Source organism: Collinsella sp. AF36-3AT (genome assembly GCF_003475205.1).
GTDB classification, from domain to species: domain Bacteria; phylum Actinomycetota; class Coriobacteriia; order Coriobacteriales; family Coriobacteriaceae; genus Collinsella; species Collinsella aerofaciens_AF.
This window is the reverse complement of record NZ_QROZ01000001.1, coordinates 302,913-323,950: the sequence shown is the minus strand read 5'-3', so window position 1 is coordinate 323,950 and position 21,038 is coordinate 302,913. Positions and strand designations below refer to the sequence as shown.

Here is a 21,038-nt window from a genome sequence, read left to right as displayed (position 1 = left end):
CCCAGCGTCATACCAAGGAGAACACTTAAATGGCAAAGTTTGAAGTAAAGAACAGCGAGGGCAAGAAGGTCGCCGAGGCCGAGCTCGCCGCTGAGGTGTACGGCATCGAGCCGAACATCCACGTTATGCACCACATCGTCAAGTGCCAGATGGCCTCTTGGCGTCAGGGCACCCAGTCTGCTAAGGGCCGCTCTGAGGTTTCCGGTGGCGGCAAGAAGCCTTGGCGTCAGAAGGGCACCGGTCGTGCCCGCCAGGGTTCCATCCGTGCTGCCCAGTGGCGTCACGGTGGCGTTGTCTTCGCCCCCAAGCCCCGTTCCTACGCTAAGCGTATGAACAACAAGGAGGTCAAGCTGGCTATGCGCTCCGCGCTGTCCGCCAAGCTGGCCGATGGCGAGCTCGTGCTCGTCGACGACTACGGCTTCGAGAAGCCTTCCACCAAGGCTGCCGTCGCCATGCTCAAGGCTCTCGGCCTTGAGGGCAAGCGTCTGACCATCATCGTTCGCGATGAGGACGTCAACGCCTACCTGTCGTTCCGCAACATTCCCAAGACGTTCATCATCACTGCCGACGAGGCCAACACCTACGATCTCGTCAACAACAACGCTGTGCTGATGCCCGCCGACATCGCCGCTCACTTCGGGGAGGTGCTTGCATAAATGACCGCCCACGAGATCATCATCCGTCCGATCGTGTCCGAGCGTTCCTTCTCCGGCATGGAGCTGAACAAGTACACGTTCGAGGTCGCCAAGGATGCTAACAAGTATCAGATCAAGGACGCTGTCGAGGAGATCTTCGGCGTCAAGGTCGTTCGCGTGAACACCCTGACGGTCAAGCCCAAGACCAAGCGCGTGCGCTATGTCGCCGGCAAGACCCGTTCTTGGAAGAAGGCCATCGTCACGCTGGCCGAGGGCGACACCATCGAGGTCTTTGGCAACCAGGCCTAAGACTCGCTGCTGTTGAGTGAGCTCATGCCTCCCAAATAGGGGAGGCGGGAGCTCAAGGTTTTGGGCGTATAAAATGGACACGCCCGGAACCGTGTATACGTCCGGTGTCATCGCACCCGAGGCAGAACCTCGAATCCCTGTCTGCGATGGCTAACGGATTCCTATTGAAAGGGATTGTAATGGCTGTAAAGCACCTTAAGCCGACCTCCGCTGGTAGGCGTTGGCAGACGATCTCCGACTTCTCCGAGATCACCTGCACCAAGCCCGAGAAGTCTCTTCTCGAGCCCCTGCCCAAGAAGGCCGGTCGTAACAACAACGGCCGCATCACCACCCGCCACCAGGGCGGCGGCGTGAAGCGTCGTTACCGCGTGATCGACTTCAAGCGCAACAAGGACGGCGTGCCCGCCAAGGTTGCCACGATCGAGTACGATCCGAACCGTTCCGCTCGCATCGCTCTGCTGCACTACGCTGACGGTGAGAAGCGCTACATCCTGGCCCCCAAGGGCCTCGAGGTCGGTCAGACCATCATGTCCGGTTCTGACGCCGACATCAAGCCGGGCAACGCTCTGCCCCTCGCCGACATCCCCGTCGGTACGCTCATCCACGCCGTCGAGTTCCAGCCGGGCAAGGGCGCTGCTATCGCCCGTTCCGCCGGTAACTCCTGCCAGCTGATGGGTAAGGAGGGCAAGTACGCTATCGTCCGTATGCCTTCCTCCGAGATGCGCCGCATCCTCGTTACCTGCCGCGCCACCGTCGGTGAGGTCGGCAACGCCGATCACGCCAACATCGTCATCGGCAAGGCCGGCCGTAAGCGTCACATGAACGTGCGCCCGACCGTCCGCGGTACCGTCATGAACCCTGTCGACCACCCGCACGGCGGTGGCGAGGGCAAGAACCACACCTCTGGTCGTCCCTCTGTTACCCCTTGGGGTAAGCCGACGAAGGGCCTTCGTACGCGCAAGAAGAAGAAGGTCTCGAACCAGCACATCATTCGTCGCCGTAAGAAGTAATTTCGGATACCGAGTTTTAGGAGAAAGCACTTATGAGCAGAAGTCTCAAAAAGGGCCCGTTCGTGGAGACTCGCCTTCTCTCGCGTATCACCGCGATGAACGAGGCTGGCAAGAAGGACGTCGTGAAGACCTGGTCCCGCGCGTCCACCATCTTCCCCGAGATGGTTGGTCACACCATCGCCGTCCACGACGGCCGCAAGCATGTGCCCGTGTATGTTACCGAGTCCATGGTTGGTCACAAGCTCGGCGAGTTCGCGCCGACTCGTACGTTCCGTGGCCACAAGGCCAAATAGGGGGTTAACCGTAAATGGCAACTAAGTCTATTGAAACTGAGGCCACCGAGGTTCGCGCCGTCGCTAAGTACGTGCGTGTTTCCCCCAGCAAGGCCCGCCTGGTGGTCGATCTGATCCGCCGCAAGCCTGTCGCTCAGGCCTTCGACATCCTCCACTTCTGCGACCGCGCCGTCGCCGTGGATGTCGAGAAGGTTCTCCGTTCCGCCGTTGCGAACGCCGAGAACAACAACGGTCTGCGTGCCGACAACCTGGTTGTCGCCGCTGCCTATGTTGACGAGGGTCCGACGCTTAAGCGCATCCGTCCCCGCGCCAAGGGTTCCGCTTCTCGTATTCTGAAGCGTACTTCCCACATCACCGTCGTCGTTGCTCCTCGAAAGGAGGCGTAAAGCTGTATGGGTCAGAAAGTCTACCCCACCGGCTTCCGTCTTGGCATCACCGAGAACTGGCGCTCCCGCTGGTTCGCAGAGAAGGATTACGCTAAGACCCTCGGTAACGATCTCGAGATCCGCAAGTACCTCGAGAAGCGTCTTTCCCGCGCAGCTGTCTCCCGCGTCGAGATCGAGCGCGCTGGCGACAAGGTGAAGGTCATCATTCTCACCGCTCGCCCCGGCGTTGTCATCGGTAAGAAGGGTGCCGAGATCGATACCCTCCGCACCGAGCTCGAGAAGGTCGCTGGCGTCTCCAAGGGCCAGCTCTCCGTCGACGTTGTCGAGATCAAGCGCCCCGAGCTCGACGCCAACCTCGTTGCTCAGTCCATCGCTGAGCAGCTCGAGGGCCGCGTTGCCTTCCGTCGCGCTATGCGCAAGGCTGTCCAGTCTGCCCGCAAGGCCGGCGCCAAGGGCATCCGTATCCAGTGCTCCGGTCGTCTCGGCGGTGCCGAGATGGGCCGTCGTGAGTGGTACCGTGAGGGTCGCGTGCCTCTGCACACCCTCCGCGCCAAGATTGACTACGGCACGGCTGTCGCCAGCACCACCATGGGCGCTTGCGGCGTGAAGGTCTGGATCTACCTGGGCGAGAAGCTCCCGGGCCAGCCTGTTCCCAACCCTGCACTCGAGGGCTCTTCCCGTCCTCGTCGTCGTAACTCCGAGAGGAGGGGTCAGTAGTGCTTGCCCCTAAGCGTATTCTTCACCGCAAGGTGCAGCGTGGCTCCATGAAGGGCCAGGCCAAGGGTAATACCGAGCTGCATTTCGGCGAGTTTGGTATCCAGGCTCTCGAGGCCCATTGGATCACCAACCGTCAGATCGAGGCCGCTCGTATTGCCATGACCCGCTACATGAAGCGTGGCGGTCGTGTCTACATCACGATCTTCCCCGATAAGCCCATCACCAAGAAGCCTGCCGAGACTCGCATGGGTTCTGGTAAGGGTAACCCCGAGGAGTGGGTGGCCGTCGTGAAGCCCGGCCGCATCATGTTCGAGGTCAAGGGCGTGCCCGAGGAGGTCGCTCGCGAGGCTCTGCGTCTTGCACAGCACAAGCTTCCCATCAAGACCAAGATTGTTGCTGCCAAGAACGCCGAGCAGCGCATCGAGAAGGAGATGGCTGAGGAGGCCGCTCTCGAGGCCAAGTGGGCTGCTGAGGACGCCGCCGCCGCCAAGGAGGAGAACTAATGAAGCCCGCAGAGATTCGTGAGCTCTCGGACGCTCAGCTCGTTGAGAAGCTGAAGGAAATGCGCGCCGAGCTCTTTAACCTTCGTTTCCAGATGGCCACCAGCCAGCTGGACAACACCGCTCGCGTCAACACCGTGAAGAAGGACATCGCTCGCGTCCTCACGGAGCAGCGCGCCCGCGAGATCGCAGCGGAGAAGTCCGCTGTCGCCGAGTAGGACCTAAGGAGAGAACATGACTGATTCGCGTAACTCGCGTAAGGTCCGTACGGGTGTCGTTACCTCCGTCTCCGGTGCCAAGACCATTGTTGTCACCATCACCGAGCGCAAGCGTCACCCCAAGTACGGCAAGATGATGACCAGCTCCAAGAAGCTGCACGCTCACGACGAGGAGTGTACGGCTGGCGTGGGCGATACCGTCCGCGTTATGGAGACCCGTCCTATGTCCAAGATGAAGCGTTGGCGCCTCATCGAGGTCGTCGAGCGCGCTAAATAAGCAGTCGCTCTTACGACTTGTACGTTTCCGAAGATGTGCGTATGCCTGGCTTGCATACCACGGGCCGTATAAAGGCTGCGCACCTCTCTTCGGTTCTTAGTTCGGAGGAACATCTACCATGATTCAGATGCAAACCATGCTGAACGTCGCCGACAACTCCGGCGCTCGCAAGATTCGCTGCATCAAGGTGCTTGGCGGTTCCAAGCGTCGTTATGCAGGCATCGGCGATGTGTTCATCGGTGCTGTCCAGGAGGCTACCCCTGGCGCCAACGTCAAGAAGAAGGACGTTGTCCGTTGCGTCGTCGTTCGCACCGTTAAGGAGATCCGCCGCAAGGATGGCTCCTACATTCGCTTTGATGAGAACGCCTGCGTTGTCATCAACAACGATGGTTCGCCCGTCGGCACCCGTATCTTCGGGCCCGTCGCTCGCGAGCTTCGTGACAAGAAGTACATGAAGATCGTCTCGCTCGCTCCCGAGACCCTGTAGTTAGGGGAGATATATGTATATCAAGAAGGGCGATAAGGTCCAGGTTCTCTCTGGTAAGGATCGCGGCAAGCAGGGCGTTGTCCTGCGTGCTCTCCCCGCCGAGAACAAGGTCGTTGTCGAGGGCGTTTCGGTCGTCAAGAAGGCCGTCAAGCCCAACGCTGCCAACCAGCAGGGCGGCATCGTTTCGCAGGAGGCTCCCATCGACGCCTCCAACGTCAATCTCGTTTGCCCCGAGTGCGGTAAGGTTACCCGCGTCGGTCACGAGAAGGACGGCAAGAACAAGCTGCGCGTCTGCAAGAAGTGCGGCCACAAGTTCTAAGCTGCCCGCAACATCAAGTTGCTAGCAAAGGCCCGGATGCCATGGCACCCGGGCCTTTTTCTATCCCTACTCGATGGCTTCGGTTCTGCCGTCCTGTCATTCCGGTTGCATCCAGTTTTCGGTGCCGTCTCGAATCGAGTGCCGCCAGGTGACACCCTGTCGCGTTTCGTCGGCTTCGGGGACAAAAGTCGGGACAACTCCAAAAACTATTTTCGAACTCAGGGCTTTGAGTTTTTGTTTTTGTCCCAAAGGGCGCGGCGGGATGCCTTTGGAGGCTCGATAGCGCCGAAAACGCCCGTTTTGAAACTTAAATGCCTTTTCGCGTGCAAGCCGCCAGCTGCAATAGGAAGTGAATCAACGCAGGCGGCTTTCAAGCAGTTTGCAAAACTGCAGGTCGCAGGTCTTCATTGCCAGTAGGAGAAATGAGTAGTCTCAGGTGGCTTGCCCATGAGTTGACGAACGGGATTTGAGATTACGCTGACGTCCGGAAACGCTTCGAGCACGGCGTTACGTTTTTGGGGTTTGGGCGTAGCCCCTGCACCCGCGAGCGCGGGCCTTAAGCCCGCCGAGAGGGTGACGCGTCGAAAACGAAGGGGAAAGAGAGAAGGGGCCGTCCCTATCATTCAGGTTGCGACCGAAGAAGACAAGGAGACCCCCCTGAGCCTGAATGATGCCCCACAGACCGCGTCCGACCGAGCTCAAGCCGAGCTTTTCCTGACGTCCGCCTTCGCGAAGATGATGGCTGGATTGGCTATGGATTGGCAACACTTATTTGGACGATTCCGGGAGGGACGGCCCCGCCTCCCTGAACTCGACCGGCGACATGTAGCCCAGCGTCGAGTGGATCCTGAAGTTGTTGTACCAGTGCACGTAATCCAAGAGCTGGCTCGGAGCTCGCGCGTCCCTCCTCGGTCCTTCGGAGTGGCCGACGATCTCCCCGTTGCAGAGGTCGACGAGCAGGCAGACGTAGTTCCACGACGCCCCGACGTGCACGCAGGCCAAGTCGCTGCATATATGGGTGCACGGCGCCCTGCCGCCGAAGCCGCGCGCGACGACGTTCGACACGTCGGCCTCGTTGACCGCCCCGGGGTGCACCTTGAACCTCTTCCTGCCGTATGCGCCGGCCAGGCCGTTCTCCCTCATGATGCGGCAGACGCGGCGCCGGCTGACGGTAACGCCCGACCTCCCGGGCGACGCCTTGATCTTGCGCGATCCGTTCCGGCCCTTGCTGGCGGCGTGCGCCGCCGCGGCCGCCGTCGCCCCCGACATTAAGGTCCTCAAGGGCCGCGTCGTCTCCGGCGACCAGTTCGTCTCGCCCGCGGAACAGAAGGAGCGAATCCTCGCGGCCTTCGGCGACCTGTGCTGCGAGATGGAGGGCTGCACCATCGCGCAGGCCTCCTATCTCAACGGCGTGCCCCTCGTCGTCGTGCGCGCCATCAGCGACAAGCCCTGCGCCGAGGGCCGGGTCGTCGACTACAACACCTTCGAGAAGAAGGCCGCCTGCGACTGCGCCCGCATCGCCGCGCGCATGGTTAAGCTTTAGGCCCGGCGCGCCGGGGCCCTTTCCAAAGCGAAGTGTCGAGCCGAAGTGTTGAGCGTCGGCCCTGAATGTTCAATGGCCGTTGTTTTCTGCCCCTCAAGTGGTGGACTTTTCCTCGGAGCTGTTGATTCCCCCACGCGCCCCCTTCCGTTCTCTGTTCTCCCCTTATACTCCTTGTACGAGGAGGTAAGAAGTCATGGACAAGACCACACAGGACAGCTTGGCAAAGAAACCCGTCGACATGAGGGACAGGATTCTCGAGCATCTCGAGGCCCTCACCTCTGCCGTCTCGCTCGACGACCTTGCCCGTCTGTCCACCTCCGACATCGCCGAGGCGCTCATCATCTCCAGGAGCCTGGCGAGCCAGTACCTCAACGACCTTGTTCGCGCCGGTCTTGTGGTTAAGGTGGCGGGCAGGCCTGTCCGTTATTTTCATCGCCGCGCGTTCCAGAAGCGTTTTCAGGTAAAGCTCTCTGCAAGCGAGTATGCCTCGCTCGCCGACCTCATCCAGGCGACGGGAATCGCCGATCACCGCGACTTCGCGCGTGCCGTGGGCTTCGACATGAGCCTCAGCTCCGTTGTCGAGCAGTGCAAGGCTGCGGTTCAGTACCCTCCGTTTGGCCTGCCCATCCTCTTGAGCGGCGGCGTGGGTGTCGGTAAGTCTTTCCTTTCTCGCCTTGTGTACGAGTACGGCAAGAACCAGGGCTTGCTGTCCCGCGACTCCTCCTATGTGCGCATCGACTGCGCCGGGGTCCCGGACGCCGCCTCGTTCAACGGGCTTCTTGACGAGTCGATCGCGAAAGCGCGCGGGGGTGTGGTCTTTGTCAACGGCATCGAGGCACTCTCTCCCTCTGCGATGGAGCACTGCCTTGCGACGGCCCTCGGGCTCGATGCCTCCCAGGATGCGCCGCGCGCTCGCCTCGTTCTTTCGACGACGCTTTCCGCCGATGACCTGAAGGTTTCCTCGGCCTACAGCAAAATGCCCATCTGTGCCCGCGTCCCCTCACTCAAGGAGCGGACCCCCGAGGAGCGCGAGGATCTCATCTTGAGCTTCCTGCGCAGCGAGGGGTGCCGAATCGGTTCTGATGTGAAGATCAGCCGCGGCGCATACCGTTGCCTCGTGAACGCGGACTTTTCCGATAACATCGCCGGCTTGCGCGCCTGCGTGACGAACTGCTGTGCCAAAGCGTTCCTCAATCGCGAGGGCGACTACGTCGTCGTTCGCCCGTATCTTCTTCCCAGCGGGCTCCTCTCCTCCGCGCAGATTGATCAACAGCCCGACGATGGCGTTCTGATCGACGCGTCTCTGGATGCCGCCGAGAGCACAGGGCCGGTCGAGCAGGCGCTCGATGCCCTGTGCTCCCTCGATGAGCGATTCTGCGCCGGGGAGCTCTCTGTCTCCGAGCTTGTCTCGCAAGCTGTCTCCGCTGTGCGCGGCGTTGAGGATCACTTGATCTTCGACCACGGCGTCGCCTCCTCGAGGTCGCGCGCCTTCGAGCGCGTCGTGGGCGCGGTCCTTGCCGACGCAGGCTCTTCTTATGGCATCGAGCTTTCGAGGAAGGTCGCTTTTCTACTGGCCCAGGAGATTTGCCTGCAGTTGTGGCCGGGTATCGGCCTGGCTAAGCGAAAGTCTGCCTGTGCGGAGCAAATCTCCCATCTCCTCGGTGCCGTGACCTCCGAATTGCCGTTTGCCTCGAGTGTCTCCGATCAGGTCGCCGCAGACGTGGAAGGGGCGCTGGGAATCTCGCTCGATCACTTCACGAAGACGCTTCTGACGCTGTGCGTCGCATCGGAGTCTCGCGATGCGAAGGCCCTTCGGACGCTCTGCGTCATCTTGTCCCACGGCTACTCAACGGCGACGAGCATCGCCGACGCGGCGAACCGTATGCTCGGCATGCATGTGTACGAGGCTGTCGACATGCCCTACGACCAGCAGCTGAAGGACATCGTCGGTCCGCTCCAGCGCCTCGTCGACCGCCATTCCTACTGCACCGGGGTCGTGTTCCTCGTCGACATGGGCTCCTTGGAGGAGGCCTATAAGGCCCTCGAGAACGTTACCGACTCCACTATCGGCGTGGTGAACAACGTCTCTACCGGTCTTGCGCTCGAGATCGGGGTCGGGCTGCTCGGCGGCAAGTCCATCGCCGAGGTTCTTGGCGATGCGACCGCCGCGTGCGTGACGCACTGCAAGGTGATCGAGCGCGTCAACCGTGAGGACGCCATCGTCTTCTGCTCCGAGTCCGGGGTCGACGCCGCGGAGAGGATACGCCAGCTCGTCTCGCAGAGCCTCCCGCGCACCATAGGCGCGCGCCTGCTCACGAGGCCCTTCAAGCAGCTCGTCGCGAACGGGTCGAACGACGCCGTTTTCTCCGAGCACCGCGTCTGCGCCGTCATCGGCACGGGAGACCCCGGGGTCGCCTCCGTCCCCTTCGTCGCCCTCGAGGACATCATGTCGACGGCGTCCGCCTCTAAGGTTGATGCCGTGTTCGGCAGGTGGCTTGACGCTTCCGAGCTCTCTTCTTTCCACGAGAAGCTGCTCTCGAACATGACGCTGCAGAACGTCATCCGCTCCATCACCATCCTCGACCCGGAGCGGCTATTCCATGAGATCGAGAGCGCCGTGCACGAGCTTCAGCGCAGGACAGGCGAGAAGATCGGCAGCAACGCCATCATTGGGCTCTACGTTCACCTCTGCTGTCTCGTCGAGCGCCTTGTTACCAGAAACCCCATTGAGACCTACGTTGGCCAGGACCGCTTCGAGGAGGAACGCGCCGATTTCATCGAGTCCTTCAGGCAGAGCTTCTCGAGCATCTCGACGCGCTATCGCGTAGAGGTTCCCGTAAGCGAGATCGCATATGTCTTCGACTACATAAGCGTGAGCGCCGCCCCGGCGCGAGAAGAGCGCCTCGGCTCCTCGGACCTCCTGCTCGACGAGTGACCTTCCCCGCGCCGCCGCAAGCTGACCGCGCGTCCTCAATAATCCGATAACCCCTTGCCCGGCGCGAATCCGGATAGCGCCGAGGCAGTACCGAACGCAAAACTTCATTTGATAGGAGCAAACATGAGTGTTGTTATGGCACGAATCGACAATCGCCTGCTTCACGGCATCATCGTGACGCAGTGGGCCCCGGTGTCGGGCGCGACCCGAGTCATGGTCATCGACGACAAGGTCGCCGGCGACGAGGTCCTGAAGTCCACCATGAGGATGGCGCGCCCCGCGGGCATGGCCGTTTCGATCATCTCCGAGCAGACCGCGCTCAAGAACTTCGCCGCGGGCAAGTACGACCGCGAGAAGGTCTTCGTCATCGCCAAGGAGCCCGAGACGATGCTTCGCCTGGTCGAGTCGGGCGTCGAGCTCCCGTCGCTGGTCGTCGGCGGCTCGCTCGTCAAGGAGGACGGCATCCAGCTCACCCAGCGCGCCTACGCCTCCGCCGAGAACGTCCAGAGCTACAAGGCGCTCATCGCCCGTGGCGTCAAGGTGACGGCCCAGTTCGTGCCCGCCGACAAGCCCGTCTCCGTCGCAGACCTCATCTAAGGGGGAAATATGGTCAACTTCACTATCCTGCAGGTCGTCCTTTTGACCCTGCTGGCCTTCATCAAGCACGTGGACTACTACGGCATCCCGATGATCTTCGTCAATTACGCCGTTTTCTGGGGCCTCATCACCGGAGTCGTCATGGGCGACTGGAAGACCGGCCTTGTCATCGGCGGCACCATTCAGCTCATGCAGCTCGGCGTCGCGGGCTTCGGCGGCTCCTCCATTCCCGACTACGGCACGATGGCCATCATCGCCACCGCCTACGGCGTGACCCTGGGCTCCGACACGGGCCTCGCCATCGGCCTGCCGGTCGGCATGCTCGGCATCCAGCTCGACGTCGTCGCCAAGATCCTCAACGGCTTTGTCGTCGAGAAGTCCCAGAAGTTCTGCAACGAGGGTAAGTTCAATCAGATGAACGCCATCCTGTGGGTCTGCCCCGCGCTCTTCGGCCTGTGCGCCGCCCTGCCCGTCTTTGTCTCCGTGACGCTCGGCCAGCCCGCCGTCAACTGGCTCCTCGAGGTCATGCCCCAGTGGTTCCTCTCCGGCCTCACCCTCGCCGGCAAGATGCTCCCGGCCGTCGGTATCGCCATGCTGCTCCGCTACATGCCAACCGCCAAGTACTTCCAGTACCTGCTCGCCGGCTTCTTCCTCTCGGCCTTCCTGAACGTGCCCATCATCGGCGCCGCCATCGTCGGCGTTGCCCTCGCGATTGCGTTCTACCAGCGTGCCGAGAGGGACACCGAGCTCGCCGCCCACGCTTCCGCAGACGCCTTCATCGGAGAGGATGAGTAACCATGGAAAACGAGAACATCACCGCCGTCGCCGAGGGCAAGCCCTCCGGCTACAAGGTCACCAAGAAGGACCTGCGCAACGCGAACTGGCGCTGGCTCATGAGCGTGTGCACCTTCAACTACCAGACCCAGCAGGGCGCCTCAGTCGCCTACGCCCTCTCGCCGGTCCTGAGGAAGATCTACACGAACGACGAGGACTATAAGCAAGCGCTCAACAACCACTTCCGCTACTACAACACCCAGCCTTGGCTCGCCGCCATCATCCTTGGCGCCTGCGTGGCCATGGAGGAGCGCGACGGCCTAGCGGCGGCGGACGCCGTCCAAGACCTGAAGATCGGCACCATGGGACCGCTCGCCGGCGTCGGCGACTCCCTGCTCATGACCATGATCCCGACCATCATGGGCTCCATCGCCGCCTACATGGCCATCGAGGGCAACCCCGTGGGAGCCGGCATCTGGTTCGCGCTCATCCTGGCCATCTTCTGGGTCCGCATGCACGCCCTCGAGTTCGGCTACAAGCAGGGCGTGAAGCTCGTCACCGACTTCAGCGAGAAGCTTCCCAACCTCACTGCCGCCGCCTCCGTGCTCGGCCTCACCGTGGTCGGCTGCCTCATCGCCTCGGTCATCGGCGTCACCTGCCCGATTAGCTTCAGCTTCGGCGACGTCGCGATGGAGATTCAGCCGCTGCTCGACAAGATCCTGCCTGCCATGATCCCCGCCGCCATCACGGGAAGCGCGTATTACCTTCTTACCAAGAAGAACGCGAGCATGACGGCCCTCATCCTCGTGGTGATCGTCCTCGCGATGGTCGCCTCCGCCGCCGGCATCCTCGCCTAGCTTCGACCCAAGAGATTGGTGAATCAATGAGAAAGATAGTTGTGGCGAGCCATTCCCTTCTCGCCCAGGGCTTCAAGGACACCCTCGAGTTCCTTACGGGTAAGGGCGACGCCGTCAACGCCGTGTGCGCCTACGTGAACGACAACGGCGAGGGGCTCGACGCGGCGGTCGAGGCGGCTCTTTCGGGCACTGACGAGGTCGTCGTCCTCACCGACGCGTACGGCGGCAGCGTGAACCAGCGCTTTTCCCGCTTCGCCTCCGACCGGATCCACGTGATCGCGGGTGTCAACCTCCCGCTCGCCATGACGGTCGCGCTCGCGCGCCCCGACGAGAAACTCGACTTCGACGCCCTCGTCAACGAGGCGCGCCAGCAGATCATCTACGTGAACGGTGCCAGTTCCGCCGAGTGCGACGACGACGAATAGAGGAGGTCGACGATGAGAGAGTTCCTTAAGGACGTGTGGATGCACGGCGGTGAGGAAAGCCGCGCCATCACCCCCGAGAACATCACGGGCGAGAAGGGCCGCGCCGCCATGTCGGCCAGCCACCTCGGCGTCGGCCGCAAGGGCTCGTGCTGCGTGCCCCTTGAGTCCGGCGAGACCATCACGCTCGCGGACATCGAGGGTCCCGGCATCATCCGCCACATCTGGATGACCGTCCCCGACAAGACCGCCGCTGGCAGCTTCGTCATGCGTGACCTCGTGCTGCGCTTCTACTGGGACGACGAGGAGACCCCCTCGGTCGAGTGCCCTGTCGGCGACTTCTTCTGCAACGGCTTCGGTGAGCGCGCCATCGTCAACTCGATGCCCATCTGCGTGAACCCGACGGGCGGCATGAACTGCTACTTCGAGATGCCCTTCAGGAAGCACGCCAAGGTCACGCTTACGAGCGAGCACCCCGGGTTCATTAAGTACATCTTCTACACGTTCAACTACGCGCTCACCGACGTGCCGGACGACGCCATGTACTTCCACGCCCGCTTTAACCGCGAGCGCAGCACCCGCAGGGGCGTCGACTACACCGTGCTCGACGGCGTGCGCGGCAAGGGCTACTACGTCGGCACCTACATGGCCCTGTGCGCCCTGGAGCGCTATTGGTGGGGCGAGGGCGAGATGAAGTTCTTCCTCGACGGCGACGAGGAGTTCCCCACGGTCACCTCGACGGGAGCCGAGGACTACTTCGGCGGTGCCTGGGCCTTCCTCGACAGGCCGCCCCACGCGCTGCCCGAGGCGCAGTGCTTCAACACGCTGTTCGCCGGCTACCCGTACCGCTCGACGCGCGACGCCACGCGCGACCGCTTCAGCGCGGGCAAGCCGAACCCGAATCCGATGCTCGCGACTAACGACGACGCGCTGCCCAGGCACGGCCTCTACAGGTGGCACCTTCCCGACCCGATCTCGTTCAAGGAGGACCTGCGCGTGACGTTCCAGGACCTCGGCAACGACGACATCAAGCTCTACGAGCGCGAGGACGACATCTCCACCGTCGCCTACTGGTACCAAAGCGAGCCGCACGCCGTGCTCGCCCCGTTTGCCGCGAGGCAGGACCGCGTGCCCAGGTAGGGTCGCCTCGAAACAAGCCAACGTTATGGGCGCCCGCGGTTGACCATGACTGCGGGCGTCCCTTTGTAAGGAGGATCACATGAGCGAAAAGCAAATGAGGCTCGGCGCCCTCGAAGCCGGCGGGACCAAGATGGTCTGTGCCGTGGTGTCCGGCGACGGCGAGGTCCTCGACCGTATGGAGACCCCGACGCTTACGCCCGCCGAGACCGTCCCGCAGATGATCGAGTGGTTCACCGCCCGCGATGTGGACGCGTTGGGCATCGGCGCCTTCGGCCCGACCTGCGTCGACCCCAACGACGAGCGCTACGGCTCCATCCTCCAGACGCCCAAGCTCGCGTGGCGAGGCCATGGTCTTCGCGCCGCGTTCGCCGACGACCTCGGGATTCCGGTGGCCTACGACACGGACGTTAACGTTGCCTGCCTCGGCGAAGTGGTCTTCGGCTGCTGCAAGGGGCTCGAGGACGCCGTCTACGTGACCATCGGCACCGGCGTGGGCGCGGGCGTCATGTGCGCGGGCAGACTCCTTCACGGTATGCTGCACCCCGAGGCCGGTCACATGCTGGTAAGGACCCGTCCCACCGAGGAGGGACGCTGCGTCTGCCCGAGCCACGCGAGCTGTCTCGAGGGGCTCGCCTCCGGCCCCGCCATCGCCGCGCGCTGGGGAAAGCCCGCGGCCGAGCTCGCGGACAACGATGAGGTGTGGGCGCTCGAGGGGGATTATCTGGGGCAGATGTGCGCGAACCTCGTGCTCATGTACTCGCCTCGCCGCATCGTCCTCGGCGGCGGCGTGATGCACCAGGAGCAGCTCTACGGCATCGTCCGCAAGAAGACCCTCGAATATCTGGGTGGCTACATCCAGACCGCCGAGCTTAAGGACATGGAGAGCTACATCTGCGCCCCGGGCTGCGGCGGCGACCAAGGAATCCTCGGCGCGGCCGAGCTGGCAAGAAGGGCGCTCGCGTAACTTGCGCTCTCTCCGCCATACAACGCGTTAAGAAAAGACGAGCGCTTCTTGCCAATTGAGCGGCAAGAAGTGCTCGTCTTTTGCATTTGTTTTTGGGGCAGGACGCCCCGCCTCCGCTAGAGTCCCTGGACCGCCACACCCACGAGGTTTGGACCGGTGTGGACAAGAAGCGCGGGGCTGATGTCGGAGCGGACGACCTCCACCGCGTTGGCCACGCGCTCGCACAGGGCCTGCTCCATACGGTCGTAGAGGTCGGCGTGGGCCGAGGTGCGGCTCGCGGCAAAGCGCACCTTGGGGTGCTTCTCGACGATGGCGGCGATGAGCTTGACCTCGGTGCGATGCGGTACTTGCACAGCCATTTCGTGTGCGCGAGGCTGTTGGCTTTCTGGGCCACAGCAATCACCTTCCCCCTAGTATGATGACCTGAACAATCCTCATGCTAGGGGGAAGGTTTTTGTCGCGTAGCGGAAATTGGCCTCCACCCGCTGAGCGGGTGGCTTTCTATGCCGCGCGTGCCGCGCGGCACGGACTAAAGTCCATGAATAAAAACGAGGAAGGCCACGTCCGGCCTCCCTCGCAAAGGGTCTCTGATTACTCCCACTCATTGGGGACAGACTTAAATGAGTGCTCTTGAAATGCCGGCGCCTGGGGACGTTCTTTTTCTGTCTGCAGTTTGGAACGTTCCTTTTCTGTCGGCAGTTTGGGACGGTCCTTAGAGCTGCAGCGCGCCATGAGCGACGAGGCGAAGCGGATCATCCTGTCTTTTGAGTTCTAAGCATAAGCCCCTGTCTCTGAGCAATGACCGGTTCGCATTTGTGCGTATTTGCGTGCGTGGGATTGCGTGAATATGCGTATAGATGCGCCGTTTACGGGACAAAAATGACCGTTTAGCGGTGAGATACGCACAAACACGCACAGACGCGCGTGTTTGTGCGAATATAGAGCTATCCGAAATGCAAGACGTTCTATGACACAGGAGGCACATATGGTAGATTCCAAGCAGGCTCCACTCGACTCCGCGGCAGCCGCAAAAGCAGCGTTCGCTTCGGTCCAGGACAAGCCGTTCCCCGACGATATTTTTACGGCTCCCGAGCTTCGTTGGGCTGTGATCGGGTGCGGCGTTATCGCCAACCAGATGGCCCAGTCTCTCGCTCTTGCCGGCCGCAAGCTTGCGGGCGTCGCCAACCGTACGCTGTCCAAGGCTCAGGCTTTTGCTGAGCAGTATGGCATCGAGAAGGTCTATGAATCGGTTGAGGACCTCTACGCCGATCCGGGCATCGACGCCGTCTATATCACCACGCCGCACAACACGCATATCACCTATCTGCGTGACGCGCTGGCCGCCGGCAAGCACGTGCTCTGCGAGAAAGCCATTACCCTCAATTCCGCTGAGCTCGACGAGGCGCGTGCCATCGCCGACGAGCACAGCGTCGTCCTCATGGACGCCACCACGGTGCTTCATATGCCCTTGTATCAAGAGCTGCGCCGTCGCATGGATGCCGGCGAGTTTGGTCGCATGAACCTCGCCCAGCTCAACTTTGGTAGCTACAAGGAGTACGGCGATCTGACCAATCGCTTCTACAACCGCAACCTTGCTGGCGGTGCCATGCTCGACATTGGCGTGTATGCCCTGTCCGTCATGCGTCTCTTTATGGCAAGCCAGCCCATTGAGGTCGTTTCGTTGGGCAACACCTGTGAGACCGGTGTTGACGTTGCGGGCGGCATCGTCTGCCGTAATGCCGAGCAGCAGCTGGGTGTTGTGAGCCTCACGCTCCACTCCAAGCAACCCAAGCGCTCGATTATTAGCTTCGATAAGTGCTATATCGAGGTCAACGAGTATCCGCGCGCCGATCACGCGACTATCGTGTGGACTGCGGACGGCCACCGCGAGGAGGTCCACGCCGGCACCGAGGCTTACGCCCTTTGCTATGAGATGGCCGATCTTGAGAAGGCCGTTGCCGGCGACGACTCTAAGCGTGAGCTTCTGGGCTATGCTTCTGATGTTATGGAGCTGATGACCAAGCTACGCGCCGACTGGGGAGTCGTGTACCCCGAGGAGGAGTAAGCGATGCTAGCGGAAGATAGGCTCAACGCAATCGTGTCGATGGTTCAGCAGGCCGGCTCGGTTACCGTGCCGGAGCTTGCCGAAGCCCTGGGCGTGACGGCGTCTACCATTCGGCGCGACCTGCAGACGCTCGACCGAGCACACCGTATCGCCAAGGTGCACGGAGGCGCGACAAGTCTGGAGCGCGCGCACGTGACGCGCGACCTAACGCTTAATGAGCGCAGCGATCTCCATAACGACGACAAGGAACGTATCTGCGCCCGTGCGGCGGCGCTGGTAGAGCCCGAGAGCTTTGTGTACATCGATTCGGGTTCGACGACGCTCAGGCTCATCGAGCATCTTCCGCATCTCGAAGGGGTCACCTATGTGACTGATTCCGTGCTCCATGCTCAGCATCTCGCTTTGCGCGGTATGCGTACCGTGGTGCTGGGCGGCGAGCTCAAACCCGAGACCGAGGCGCTCGTTGGCCCCGATGCCTTGGCAACTCTAGACCGCTACAACTTCAACTGCGGCTTTTGGGGCTCTAACGGCATTGCCGCCGAGCAGGGCTTCACGGCGCCCGATATCGAGGAGGCACAGGTCAAGCGCATCTCGATGCGCCATACGGCCAAACGCTTCGTAATCTCTGATGCCAGCAAATTTGGCATGGTGGCACCCGTCAAGTTCGCGGACTTCCGCGACGCGACGATCATCACCGCGGGCGAGGTGCCTGCCAAGTACCAGACGATGGACAACGTTATCACGGTCTAGCGGCGGGGCAAGGCCAAAACCACCACAAAGGGGACAGGCACCTTTGTGGTGGGTCAATGGAAAAGCGGCAACGACCATCCCGGGCGCTGCCACTTTTGTTGTCTACCGGTTTATCTAAATCTGTAACAACCAGACCGTTAAAAGCAGGCTAGATGTTACAGATCGAGATACTTACGAACCGCGCCGTCCCTTTGTCTCAATCTGTAACATCTGGGACTGATTTTGCCGAGTTACTGTTACAGATTGAGATTATTCCCTTGAGGGGATTCGAATGTCTCGATCTGTAACAGATAGACCGGAAAATGGGTTCTAACTGTTACAGATCGAGACGTTTTGGGACCGCGGCTGAGCCATCGCGGCAAAACCATCATAAAGGTGCCTGTTCCCATTGTGGTGGTTTAGGGCTCCCAGGGGCAAGGGGCTTCGATGTGGATGTGCTCGCCGGTTACGGGATGCGTAAAGGACACGCTGTGGGCATGGAGCATGAGGCCGCAGGGGCGCGGCGTTCCGTACAGGTCGTCGCCAACCAGGGGATGATGCTCGCTTGCCAGGTGCACGCGAATCTGATGCTTGCGGCCGGTGAGCAGCTCGACATCAATATACGAGCGCGTGGGCAGGCCGCGGCGGCTCTTAAGGCGCTTGAGTACCTTGACGCGCGTCTGAGATGGCTTGCCGCTGGCGCCAACGCGCATCTTGCGGCTATCGTGGCGGTCGCGGGCGATAGGCTTGTCGATGAGCTTCTCGTTCCAGTCGATTTTGCCCTCGGCGAGCGCCAGATAGTGCTTTTCGAATGCGTGGTCGATGACCATCTGGTCAAAGGCGGGCTGCGTCTGCTTGTCGAGCGAGAACAGCACCACGCCGGTGGTGTTGCGGTCCAGGCGATTGAGCGGCTGCATGTCGGTCGCGGCAAAGCCGTCGCCCATCGCCAGCAGCAGGTCGCTGGCGTAGTCGGTAAGTGTGCGCTCGCCGGTGCCGTCACCGTGGACGATCATGCCGGCGGGCTTGTCGATGGCCATGAGCCAGGCGTCGCAGTAGAGGACTTGAGGTTCTTCGTTCACGTGTAAGCCTTTCGGTTAGCTGATTCCCACAAACATGCAGCCCGAGGTGGCGCCGCGCAGGCGGGCGGCCGGCTTGCGGCCGGCTTGCGCGGCCTCGACGGCGCGACGGACGCGAGCGACGGCACGGCCAATCTCATCGGCCTCGAGCAAGGTTCCGTCGACCATAAGACGGCGCACGCCGGCGTCGAGCAGCTGTGGAACCTGCGGTGTGAGGTCGATGGGGTAGGCGTCGTACAGGCGAGAGCGGCCGTGGATGTCGGTGCGGACGGGCATGACCTTTCCGTCGATATTCTTGAGCGAGAGCTTGCGGGCACGCAGGCGGCAGTTGGCGCAATCGTGGATGCAGCCGTTGGCAACCTGCAGAATGCAATGCTCGCTTGTCATGACGCGCGGGCGGCCAAAGACGGTGATGCCCAGAGCCGCGGGCGCGGCGGCGCCGAGCGAGACAATCTCGTCGAGCGTGATCTCGGGCGAGAGCCAAAACGCGCCGGCTCCGCGTTCGGCGAGTGCCTCCATGCAGGGCGTGTTGTGCACCGGCAGGCAAGAGCGAATCTCGGCCGTGGCGCCAACCTGGGCGGCCAGGGCAAGCTCAGAGATGTTGCCAATAGCGACCGTGGCGCCAGCAACAACCCATGGGTCAACGCGGACGTGGTCAACGGCACGGCAGATCTCATCGAGCACGGGTACGATGCCCTGCTCAAACGTATCGGCGGGGGAGAGCTTGGCCGCATCGAGCGCGTCGGTGGTCATGTAGATGCGCGTTGCACCCTCCGCCCGCGCTGCCTCGGCGGCCTCGAGCGAGGTGACGGTGGCGCAGATCTGCGGCTCGTCGCGGTAGTGCTCGGGCGCGGGGCGGGAATCACTGGTGACAATCGCCGGCAGCTCGAGCGTTTTCGCGCGCTCCGCGTACGGCGCCAGAATGGCCTCTTCCAGCGCCTTGCAAGCGGCGGCGCGCACCTTATGTACGGCGGAGAAACCCATGCCACAGCCCTCATCGAGCGCCACCTCAAAGCTCGCAGCCTCAAAAGGAGAGGAACCCATGCGGCCCACATGCTCAACCATGTCCGCCGCCTCGACGGCGCGGGTCTTGGCGGCCTCGACGGTGAAGCCCGTGGCGGTGGCGGTGAGCGCGGGGTTGTCACAGCAGGTGAGCGTCACGGTAAACGGCTCGCCCAGGCGCGCCACGACGGACACATCAACAGCGCGGCGGCGCAGCACATCGCGCTTGAGCGCGGCGCCGGCGGCGTCGATGGCACGCTGACTGCGAATCACGCGGACGCGGCAGCCCTCGGGCATGCTGCGGGGTACGCGACATTCGATGACTTCACCGGCTGCGGCATCATCGGCGGCAATGGTGGTCAGGAACTGGTCAAACTCGTTATCGTGGCGAAGCTCCAGCAGGTCGCCCTTGCCCACGGGCTCAAACAGCTCAATACGGGCGATGGCGGCGCGGCGACGGCGGTCGTCGGGCTTGAGGCCGCGCACATCGCGGTTGGCCGGGCGGCTGCCCAGCACCGTGCCCACGATCTGGCCGCGGTTGTTGGAACGCTCATAGCTCATCATCTCGTCGCCCGAGGTGCCGTCCTGATAGGCGTGCGTAAAGTCGCGGTTAAAGCAGCGCTTGAGCTGGCGCTGGCGGGCGTCTTTCTCGTCCTTGGCAACGGTGGTTCCGGCCAGCATGTCATCAATCTGATGACGATACACGTCGACGATGGAATACACGTAATCGGGCGCCTTCATGCGGCCCTCGAGCTTGAGCGACGCGGCGCCGGCGTCATACAGGCGGCGAACAAGTTGTGAAGTGTTGGTGTCACGCGGGCACAGCGCGCGCTCGCGACCGGCAGGGGAGAGCGAGCGGCCGTTCTCGTCGATCAGCTCGTAGGGCAGGCGACAGGGTTGAGCGCACATGCCGCGGTTGGCCGAGCGGCCCGCCATGGCAAAGCTCGAAAGCAGACACAGGCCAGAGTAGCAAAAGCAGATGGCGCCATGGCTAAAGACCTCAAGGTCCACATCGGGCGCGGCATCGTGAATGGCGGCAATCTCGTCGATGGAAAGCTCGCGCGAGAGGGTCACGCGGTCGGCGCCTTGCTCGCGGCACCAAAGGGTTCCGCGGTCGTCGTGGATGTTCGCCTGGGTCGAGATATGCGTCTCGATGCCGGGCATGGTGCGCTTGACCTCAAAGAACAGGCCCCAGTCCTGGATGATGAAGGCGTCGGCGCCCAGCGTGGAGCAGCGATGGATGAGCTGCAGCACATCGCTCATCTCAGACTGCTTGATGATGATGTTGACCGTGACGTAGACGCGCGAGCCGGCCAGATGCGCGGCGCGGCAGGCCTGCTCAAAGGCCTCGTCGGTAAAGTTGGTGGCCTTGCGGCGTGCGTTGAAGCTGCCCATGCCGCAGTAGATGGCGTCTGCCCCGGCGGCGAGTGCGGCGGCAAAGGGCTCGGGCCCTCCGGCGGGCGCCAAAAGCTCGGGTCTGCGGTTGGTGGTTCGACTGGCGGTTGCGGTCATATCCTGCCTTTCAAAATGCTCAGATACTCAAAAGTATAGTGGTGCCGTCGCGGCAGGCGATGCCCGTGCTCTAAGCGGGATAAAGTCTTCAGCAGCTTGGACTGGCTGCTCCACATGAGAACCGTTCAGCGGTTCGGGGAAACCGTTGGGCGATAAAATATTCTCGCAAGCTGATAATATTCTTGCATCAAACGGAAACCTTGAGTACTATCCCAATCAAGCGCGGTGTTCAGACCGAATTGTGCCCCCCGGTGCGAACGCCGCGCTCACG

The 21,038-nt window shown here is 62.1% G+C and carries 24 protein-coding genes and 1 pseudogene; 21 read left to right on the top strand and 4 right to left on the bottom strand.

Annotated elements, in window-relative coordinates; all coding sequences use genetic code 11:
• Positions 1–29: 29 nt before the first annotated feature.
• The 11 genes and pseudogenes from rplD to rplX all read left to right on the top strand — a co-directional run bounded on the left by rplD (position 30) and on the right by rplX (position 5,151).
• Positions 30–656 carry a 50S ribosomal protein L4 gene (gene rplD / locus DW003_RS01395; protein ID WP_006235032.1) on the top strand — a complete coding sequence of 209 codons (627 nt, stop codon included), beginning with the start codon at positions 30–32 and terminating at the stop codon, positions 654–656.
• Positions 657–944, top strand: coding sequence for a 50S ribosomal protein L23 (gene rplW / locus DW003_RS01390; protein ID WP_022094197.1), 288 nt, complete (start codon positions 657–659; stop codon positions 942–944). It abuts the gene before it with no gap.
• 179 nt (positions 945–1,123) lie between these two features.
• On the top strand, positions 1,124–1,954 hold the full coding sequence (gene rplB, locus DW003_RS01385; RefSeq protein ID WP_055250219.1) for a 50S ribosomal protein L2: 831 nt from the start codon (positions 1,124–1,126) through the stop codon (positions 1,952–1,954).
• 32 nt (positions 1,955–1,986) lie between these two features.
• Positions 1,987–2,247: a 30S ribosomal protein S19 gene (rpsS, locus tag DW003_RS01380; RefSeq protein WP_006235035.1), complete on the top strand. Its 261-nt coding sequence runs from the start codon at positions 1,987–1,989 to the stop codon at positions 2,245–2,247.
• A 14-nt stretch (positions 2,248–2,261) separates the two neighbouring features.
• Positions 2,262–2,633, top strand: a complete 372-nt coding sequence (gene rplV, locus DW003_RS01375) for a 50S ribosomal protein L22 (RefSeq protein ID WP_006235036.1) — start codon at positions 2,262–2,264, stop codon at positions 2,631–2,633.
• A 6-nt stretch (positions 2,634–2,639) separates the two neighbouring features.
• Complete coding sequence (gene rpsC, locus DW003_RS01370; protein WP_006235037.1) at positions 2,640–3,350, top strand: 30S ribosomal protein S3; 711 nt, start codon at positions 2,640–2,642, stop codon at positions 3,348–3,350.
• A pseudogene (rplP, locus tag DW003_RS01365) lies at positions 3,350–3,745 on the top strand (50S ribosomal protein L16); the annotation flags it as partial. The gene rpsC and the pseudogene rplP, both read left to right, overlap by 1 nt.
• A 107-nt stretch (positions 3,746–3,852) precedes the next feature.
• Positions 3,853–4,068 carry a 50S ribosomal protein L29 gene (gene rpmC / locus DW003_RS01360; protein ID WP_006235039.1) on the top strand — a complete coding sequence of 72 codons (216 nt, stop codon included), beginning with the start codon at positions 3,853–3,855 and terminating at the stop codon, positions 4,066–4,068.
• Positions 4,069–4,084: 16 nt separating this feature from the next.
• Positions 4,085–4,345 (top strand): 30S ribosomal protein S17, encoded by a 261-nt coding sequence (rpsQ, locus tag DW003_RS01355; protein WP_006235040.1) that lies wholly within the window; start codon positions 4,085–4,087, stop codon positions 4,343–4,345.
• A 118-nt stretch (positions 4,346–4,463) separates the two neighbouring features.
• Positions 4,464–4,832 (top strand): 50S ribosomal protein L14, encoded by a 369-nt coding sequence (rplN, locus tag DW003_RS01350; protein WP_006235041.1) that lies wholly within the window; start codon positions 4,464–4,466, stop codon positions 4,830–4,832.
• A gap of 13 nt (positions 4,833–4,845) precedes the next feature.
• A complete protein-coding gene (gene rplX / locus DW003_RS01345; RefSeq protein ID WP_006235043.1) occupies positions 4,846–5,151 on the top strand; it encodes a 50S ribosomal protein L24 in 306 nt (101 codons plus the stop codon).
• A 768-nt stretch (positions 5,152–5,919) separates the two neighbouring features.
• Here the strand turns inward: rplX and DW003_RS01340 are convergent.
• Positions 5,920–6,354 (bottom strand): IS3 family transposase, encoded by a 435-nt coding sequence (locus DW003_RS01340; protein ID WP_233545456.1) that lies wholly within the window; start codon positions 6,352–6,354, stop codon positions 5,920–5,922.
• Here DW003_RS01340 and DW003_RS01335 point away from each other — a divergent pair.
• From DW003_RS01335 to DW003_RS01300, 8 genes are all read left to right on the top strand, one after another.
• The gene (locus DW003_RS01335; protein WP_233545438.1) at positions 6,248–6,694 is read left to right on the top strand and encodes a 5'-methylthioadenosine/S-adenosylhomocysteine nucleosidase; all 447 of its coding nucleotides are present in this window, start codon (positions 6,248–6,250) and stop codon (positions 6,692–6,694) included. The two genes, DW003_RS01340 and DW003_RS01335, sit on opposite strands and share 107 nt — an antisense overlap.
• A 193-nt stretch (positions 6,695–6,887) precedes the next feature.
• Complete coding sequence (locus tag DW003_RS01330) at positions 6,888–9,629, top strand: PRD domain-containing protein (protein WP_118387119.1); 2,742 nt, start codon at positions 6,888–6,890, stop codon at positions 9,627–9,629.
• 123 nt (positions 9,630–9,752) lie between these two features.
• Entirely contained in the window at positions 9,753–10,226 is a 474-nt protein-coding gene (locus DW003_RS01325) for a PTS sugar transporter subunit IIB (RefSeq protein ID WP_089572478.1), read from the top strand.
• 9 nt (positions 10,227–10,235) lie between these two features.
• Positions 10,236–11,021 carry a PTS sugar transporter subunit IIC gene (locus DW003_RS01320; RefSeq protein ID WP_089572477.1) on the top strand — a complete coding sequence of 262 codons (786 nt, stop codon included), beginning with the start codon at positions 10,236–10,238 and terminating at the stop codon, positions 11,019–11,021.
• 2 nt (positions 11,022–11,023) lie between these two features.
• Positions 11,024–11,857: a PTS system mannose/fructose/sorbose family transporter subunit IID gene (locus tag DW003_RS01315; RefSeq protein WP_089572476.1), complete on the top strand. Its 834-nt coding sequence runs from the start codon at positions 11,024–11,026 to the stop codon at positions 11,855–11,857.
• A 26-nt stretch (positions 11,858–11,883) separates the two neighbouring features.
• Positions 11,884–12,282: a PTS sugar transporter subunit IIA gene (locus tag DW003_RS01310; RefSeq protein WP_089572475.1), complete on the top strand. Its 399-nt coding sequence runs from the start codon at positions 11,884–11,886 to the stop codon at positions 12,280–12,282.
• Positions 12,283–12,294: 12 nt separating this feature from the next.
• Positions 12,295–13,419: a glycoside hydrolase family 172 protein gene (locus DW003_RS01305; RefSeq protein WP_172676343.1), complete on the top strand. Its 1,125-nt coding sequence runs from the start codon at positions 12,295–12,297 to the stop codon at positions 13,417–13,419.
• 79 nt (positions 13,420–13,498) lie between these two features.
• Positions 13,499–14,383, top strand: a complete 885-nt coding sequence (locus DW003_RS01300; protein WP_199408721.1) for an ROK family protein — start codon at positions 13,499–13,501, stop codon at positions 14,381–14,383.
• A 116-nt stretch (positions 14,384–14,499) separates the two neighbouring features.
• Here the strand turns inward: DW003_RS01300 and DW003_RS01295 are convergent, their stop codons facing one another.
• On the bottom strand, positions 14,500–14,736 hold the full coding sequence (locus DW003_RS01295; RefSeq protein ID WP_117765044.1) for a hypothetical protein: 237 nt from the start codon (positions 14,734–14,736) through the stop codon (positions 14,500–14,502).
• 632 nt (positions 14,737–15,368) lie between these two features.
• Here DW003_RS01295 and DW003_RS01290 point away from each other — a divergent pair.
• Both DW003_RS01290 and DW003_RS01285 read left to right on the top strand, forming a co-directional pair.
• The gene (locus DW003_RS01290) at positions 15,369–16,448 is read left to right on the top strand and encodes a Gfo/Idh/MocA family protein (RefSeq protein WP_118387117.1); all 1,080 of its coding nucleotides are present in this window, start codon (positions 15,369–15,371) and stop codon (positions 16,446–16,448) included.
• 3 nt (positions 16,449–16,451) lie between these two features.
• The gene (locus DW003_RS01285) at positions 16,452–17,198 is read left to right on the top strand and encodes a DeoR/GlpR family DNA-binding transcription regulator (RefSeq protein ID WP_118387115.1); all 747 of its coding nucleotides are present in this window, start codon (positions 16,452–16,454) and stop codon (positions 17,196–17,198) included.
• A 398-nt stretch (positions 17,199–17,596) separates the two neighbouring features.
• On the opposite strand, the gene DW003_RS01280 is transcribed toward DW003_RS01285, so the two are convergent.
• Together DW003_RS01280 and DW003_RS01275 are read right to left on the bottom strand one after the other, a co-directional pair.
• Complete coding sequence (locus DW003_RS01280; protein WP_233508892.1) at positions 17,597–18,256, bottom strand: RluA family pseudouridine synthase; 660 nt, start codon at positions 18,254–18,256, stop codon at positions 17,597–17,599.
• A 15-nt stretch (positions 18,257–18,271) separates the two neighbouring features.
• On the bottom strand, positions 18,272–20,767 hold the full coding sequence (locus DW003_RS01275; RefSeq protein ID WP_118387113.1) for a U32 family peptidase: 2,496 nt from the start codon (positions 20,765–20,767) through the stop codon (positions 18,272–18,274).
• Between the last annotated feature and the right edge of the window lie 271 nt (positions 20,768–21,038).

What these genes read in the sequence shown, in the direction of transcription:
- rplD (WP_006235032.1), top strand. Translation starts at nt 30, where the DNA reads ATGGCAAAGTTTGAAGTAAAGAACAGCGAGGGCAAGAAGGTCGCCGAG.
- rplW (WP_022094197.1), top strand. Translation starts at nt 657, where the DNA reads ATGACCGCCCACGAGATCATCATCCGTCCGATCGTGTCCGAGCGTTCC.
- rplB (WP_055250219.1), top strand. Translation starts at nt 1,124, where the DNA reads ATGGCTGTAAAGCACCTTAAGCCGACCTCCGCTGGTAGGCGTTGGCAG.
- rpsS (WP_006235035.1), top strand. Translation starts at nt 1,987, where the DNA reads ATGAGCAGAAGTCTCAAAAAGGGCCCGTTCGTGGAGACTCGCCTTCTC.
- rplV (WP_006235036.1), top strand. Translation starts at nt 2,262, where the DNA reads ATGGCAACTAAGTCTATTGAAACTGAGGCCACCGAGGTTCGCGCCGTC.
- rpsC (WP_006235037.1), top strand. Translation starts at nt 2,640, where the DNA reads ATGGGTCAGAAAGTCTACCCCACCGGCTTCCGTCTTGGCATCACCGAG.
- rpmC (WP_006235039.1), top strand. Translation starts at nt 3,853, where the DNA reads ATGAAGCCCGCAGAGATTCGTGAGCTCTCGGACGCTCAGCTCGTTGAG.
- rpsQ (WP_006235040.1), top strand. Translation starts at nt 4,085, where the DNA reads ATGACTGATTCGCGTAACTCGCGTAAGGTCCGTACGGGTGTCGTTACC.
- rplN (WP_006235041.1), top strand. Translation starts at nt 4,464, where the DNA reads ATGATTCAGATGCAAACCATGCTGAACGTCGCCGACAACTCCGGCGCT.
- rplX (WP_006235043.1), top strand. Translation starts at nt 4,846, where the DNA reads ATGTATATCAAGAAGGGCGATAAGGTCCAGGTTCTCTCTGGTAAGGAT.
- DW003_RS01330 (WP_118387119.1), top strand. Translation starts at nt 6,888, where the DNA reads ATGGACAAGACCACACAGGACAGCTTGGCAAAGAAACCCGTCGACATG.
- DW003_RS01325 (WP_089572478.1), top strand. Translation starts at nt 9,753, where the DNA reads ATGAGTGTTGTTATGGCACGAATCGACAATCGCCTGCTTCACGGCATC.
- DW003_RS01320 (WP_089572477.1), top strand. Translation starts at nt 10,236, where the DNA reads ATGGTCAACTTCACTATCCTGCAGGTCGTCCTTTTGACCCTGCTGGCC.
- DW003_RS01315 (WP_089572476.1), top strand. Translation starts at nt 11,024, where the DNA reads ATGGAAAACGAGAACATCACCGCCGTCGCCGAGGGCAAGCCCTCCGGC.
- DW003_RS01310 (WP_089572475.1), top strand. Translation starts at nt 11,884, where the DNA reads ATGAGAAAGATAGTTGTGGCGAGCCATTCCCTTCTCGCCCAGGGCTTC.
- DW003_RS01305 (WP_172676343.1), top strand. Translation starts at nt 12,295, where the DNA reads ATGAGAGAGTTCCTTAAGGACGTGTGGATGCACGGCGGTGAGGAAAGC.
- DW003_RS01300 (WP_199408721.1), top strand. Translation starts at nt 13,499, where the DNA reads ATGAGCGAAAAGCAAATGAGGCTCGGCGCCCTCGAAGCCGGCGGGACC.
- DW003_RS01290 (WP_118387117.1), top strand. Translation starts at nt 15,369, where the DNA reads ATGGTAGATTCCAAGCAGGCTCCACTCGACTCCGCGGCAGCCGCAAAA.
- DW003_RS01285 (WP_118387115.1), top strand. Translation starts at nt 16,452, where the DNA reads ATGCTAGCGGAAGATAGGCTCAACGCAATCGTGTCGATGGTTCAGCAG.
- DW003_RS01275 (WP_118387113.1), bottom strand. Translation starts at nt 20,767, where the DNA reads ATGACCGCAACCGCCAGTCGAACCACCAACCGCAGACCCGAGCTTTTG.